Genomic DNA, 3,929 nt, shown 5'->3' with positions numbered 1-3,929 from the left:
CCACCACCGCCAACACGAATCACACTTACGGTGTTGATACGGTGGCACCAGTGGCGTCCATCTCTATCGACGATGTGACGTCCGATAACGTGATTAACGCAGCCGAATCGGGTCAGACCATCGCGGTGACCGGTAAGGTTGATAACGACGTTAAAGCGGGTGATGCGGTTACCGTGAAAGTGGGCACCGAGACCTACCAGACCACCGTGAATCCTGATGGCAAGACCTGGAGCGTCAATGTTCCGGGTGCGGTGCTGGCTGCGAACAGCGATGTGAGTGCCACTGTCACCACCCGCGATCCTGCCGGCAATGCCACGACGGCCAATACCAGCCACGCTTACGGCGTCGATACGGTAGCGCCAACGGCGTCGATCTCTATTGATGATGTGACGTCGGATAACGTGATTAACGCAGCCGAATCGGGTCAGACCATTGCGGTGACCGGTAAAGTCGACAATGACGTGAAAGCCGGTGATGCGATCACCGTGAAAGTCGGTACCGAGACGTACCAGACCACGGTGAATACCGATGGCAAAACCTGGAGCGTCAACGTTCCGGGCACCGTATTGGCGGCGAGCGGTGATGTTTCTGCTACGGTCACCACCCGTGATCCTGCCGGCAATGTCACCACCGCCAATACCAGCCACGCTTACGGTGTGGATACGGTTGCGCCAACCGCGTCGATCTCTATCGATAACGTCACCTCGGATAACGTGATTAACGCCAGCGAGTCGGGTCAGACCATTGCGGTGACGGGTAACGTCGGTAATGAAGTGAAAGCCGGTGATGCAGTCACCGTAAAAGTCGGTACCGAAACCTATCAAACCACCGTGAATCCTGATGGCAAAACCTGGAGCGTCAATGTTCCGGGATCGGTATTAGCGGCGAACGGTGATGTGAGTGCGACCGTGACGACTCGCGATACTGCGGGCAATGTCACCACCGCAAACACGAATCACACTTACTCTGTGGATACGGTTGCGCCAACCGCGTCGATCTCTATCGATAACGTCACCTCGGATAACGTGATTAACGCCAACGAGTCGGGCCAGACGATTGCGGTGACGGGTAACGTCGGTAATGAAGTGAAAGCCGGTGATGCAGTCACCGTTAAAGTCGGTACCGAGAAGTACCAGACGACGGTGAATACCGACGGTAAAACCTGGAGCGTCAACGTGCCGGGTTCCGTATTAGCGGCGAACGGTGATGTTTCTGCGACCGTCACTACCCGCGATGCGGCAGGTAATGCCACCACTGCCAACACGAATCACGCTTACGCTGTGGATACGGTGGCGCCGATTGCCTCTATCTCTATCGACAATGTCACCAGCGATAACGTGATTAACGCTGCTGAATCGGGTCAGACCATTGCCGTGACCGGTAAGGTTGATAACGACGTTAAGGCGGGTGATGCGGTTACCGTGAAAGTCGGCACCGAGACCTACCAGACGACCGTCAATCCTGATGGCAAAACCTGGAGCGTGAATGTTCCGGGTTCCGTATTGGCGGCGAACGGTGATGTTTCTGCGACCGTCACCACCCGTGACCCTGCCGGCAATGTCACCACCGCCAATACCAGCCACGCGTACGGCGTCGATACCGTTGCGCCGGTTGCCTCAATTTCTATCGACGATGTGACGTCGGATAACGTGATTAACGCTGTTGAATCCGGCCAGACCATTGCGGTGACCGGTAAGGTTGATAACGATGTCAAAGCGGGCGATGCAGTCACCGTTAAAGTCGGCACGGAAACGTACCAGACCACCGTGAATCCTGATGGCAAAACCTGGAGCGTCAATGTGCCGGGCTCCGTATTAGCGGCGAACGGTGATGTCTCTGCGACCGTCACCACGCGCGATACGGCAGGTAACGTGACCACCGCCAATACCAGCCACGCTTATGGCGTCGATACGGTTGCGCCAACGGCGTCCATTTCTATCGATAATGTCACCAGCGATAACGTCATCAACGCCAGCGAATCCGGTCAGACCATTGCGGTGACCGGAAAGGTTGATAACGACGTCAAAGCGGGCGATGCGATCACCGTTAAAGTGGGCACCGAGACCTACCAGACGACGGTAAATACCGACGATAAAACCTGGAGCGTGAGCGTTCCAGGATCGGTGCTGGCTACCAATGGTGATGTGAGTGCCACGGTCACCACCCGCGATCCTGCAGGCAACGTGACCACTGCCAATACCAGTCATGCTTATGGCGTGGATACCGTTGCGCCAACGGCGTCGATCTCTATTGATGATGTGACATCAGACAACGTCATTAATGCCAGCGAGTCGGGTCAGACCATCGCGGTGACCGGTAAAGTCGATAACGACGTGAAAGCGGGCGATGCAGTCACCGTAAAAGTCGGAACCGAGACCTACCAGACGACGGTGAATACCGATGGTAAAACCTGGAGCGTGAATGTTCCGGGTTCAGTGCTGGCCGCGAACGGTGATGTGAGTGCGACCGTGACGACCCGCGATACCGCAGGCAACGTCACCACCGCCAATACCAGCCACGCTTACGGTGTGGATACGGTGGCGCCGATTGCCTCTATCTCTATCGATAATGTCACGTCGGATAACGTGATTAACGCCGCCGAATCCGGCCAGACCATTGCGGTGACCGGTAACGTCGACAACGACGTTAAAGCCGGTGATGCAGTCACCGTAAAAGTCGGAACCGAGACCTACCAGACGACCGTCAATCCTGATGGTAAAACCTGGAGCGTGAATGTTCCAGGATCCGTATTAGCCGCGAACAGTGATATGAGTGCGACCGTGACCACCCGTGACCCTGCCGGCAACGTCACCACCGCCAATAACAGCCACGCTTACGGCGTCGATACCGTTGCGCCCACCGCGTCCATTTCTATCGACAACGTCACCTCCGATAACGTGATTAACGCTGCTGAATCGGGTCAGACCATTGCCGTGACCGGTAAGGTTGATAACGACGTTAAGGCGGGTGATGCGGTTACCGTGAAAGTCGGTACCGAGACCTACCAGACGACCGTCAATCCTGACGGCAAGAGCTGGAGCGTCAATGTTCCGGGCTCGGTGCTGGCCGCGAACAGCGATGTGAGTGCGACCGTCACTACCCGCGATCCTGCGGGCAACGTGACCACCGCCAATACCAGTCACACTTACGGTGTGGATACCGTGGCGCCGGTTGCCTCTATCTCTATCGATAATGTCACTAACGATAACGTGATTAATACAGCCGAATCCGGGCAGACCATTGCGGTGACGGGTAAGGTTGATAACGACGTCAAAGCCGGTGATGCGGTGACGGTAAAAGTGGGCACCGAGACCTACCAGACCACCGTCAATCCTGATGGCAAAACCTGGAGCGTCAACGTTCCGGGATCGGTGCTGGCGGCCAATGGTGATGTGAGTGCGACCGTGACCACTCGCGATACTGCGGGCAATGTCACCACCGCCAACACCAGTCATGCCTACGGCGTCGATACGGTGGCGCCAACGGCTTCCATCTCTATCGACGATGTGACGTCGGATAACGTGATTAACGCAGCCGAATCCGGTCAGACCATCGCGGTGACGGGTAAGGTTGATAACGACGTCAAAGCAGGCGATGCGGTGACGGTGAAAGTGGGAACCGAGACCTATCAGACGACGGTGAATACCGATGGCAAGACCTGGAGCGTGAATGTTCCGGGAGCTGTGCTGGCAGCGAATAGTGATATCTCTGCGACCGTGACGGCTCGCGATCCTGCGGGCAATGTTACTACCGCCAATACCAGTCACGCTTATGGTGTAGATACGGTGGCGCCTACCGCGTCGATTACTATCGACAACGTTACGTCGGATAACGTGATTAACGCTGCTGAATCGGGTCAGACGATTGCAGTGACGGGCAAAGTCGGCAATGAAGTGAAAGCCGGTGATGCGGTGACGGTAAAAGTCGGT

Annotated in this window: 1 protein-coding gene; it reads left to right on the top strand. The window is 56.2% G+C overall.

The features are described from left to right. Nucleotides 1-3,929: beta strand repeat-containing protein (locus A0G03_RS17895; protein WP_145951822.1), on the top strand; the 3,929-nt coding region annotated here is incomplete at both ends.

Origin of the sequence: Pectobacterium peruviense, assembly GCF_002847345.1 — a bacterium.
In the GTDB taxonomy this organism is placed as follows: domain Bacteria; phylum Pseudomonadota; class Gammaproteobacteria; order Enterobacterales; family Enterobacteriaceae; genus Pectobacterium; species Pectobacterium peruviense.
Note: the sequence above shows the minus strand (reverse complement) of the source record. Positions and strands in the feature narration are given on the sequence as shown.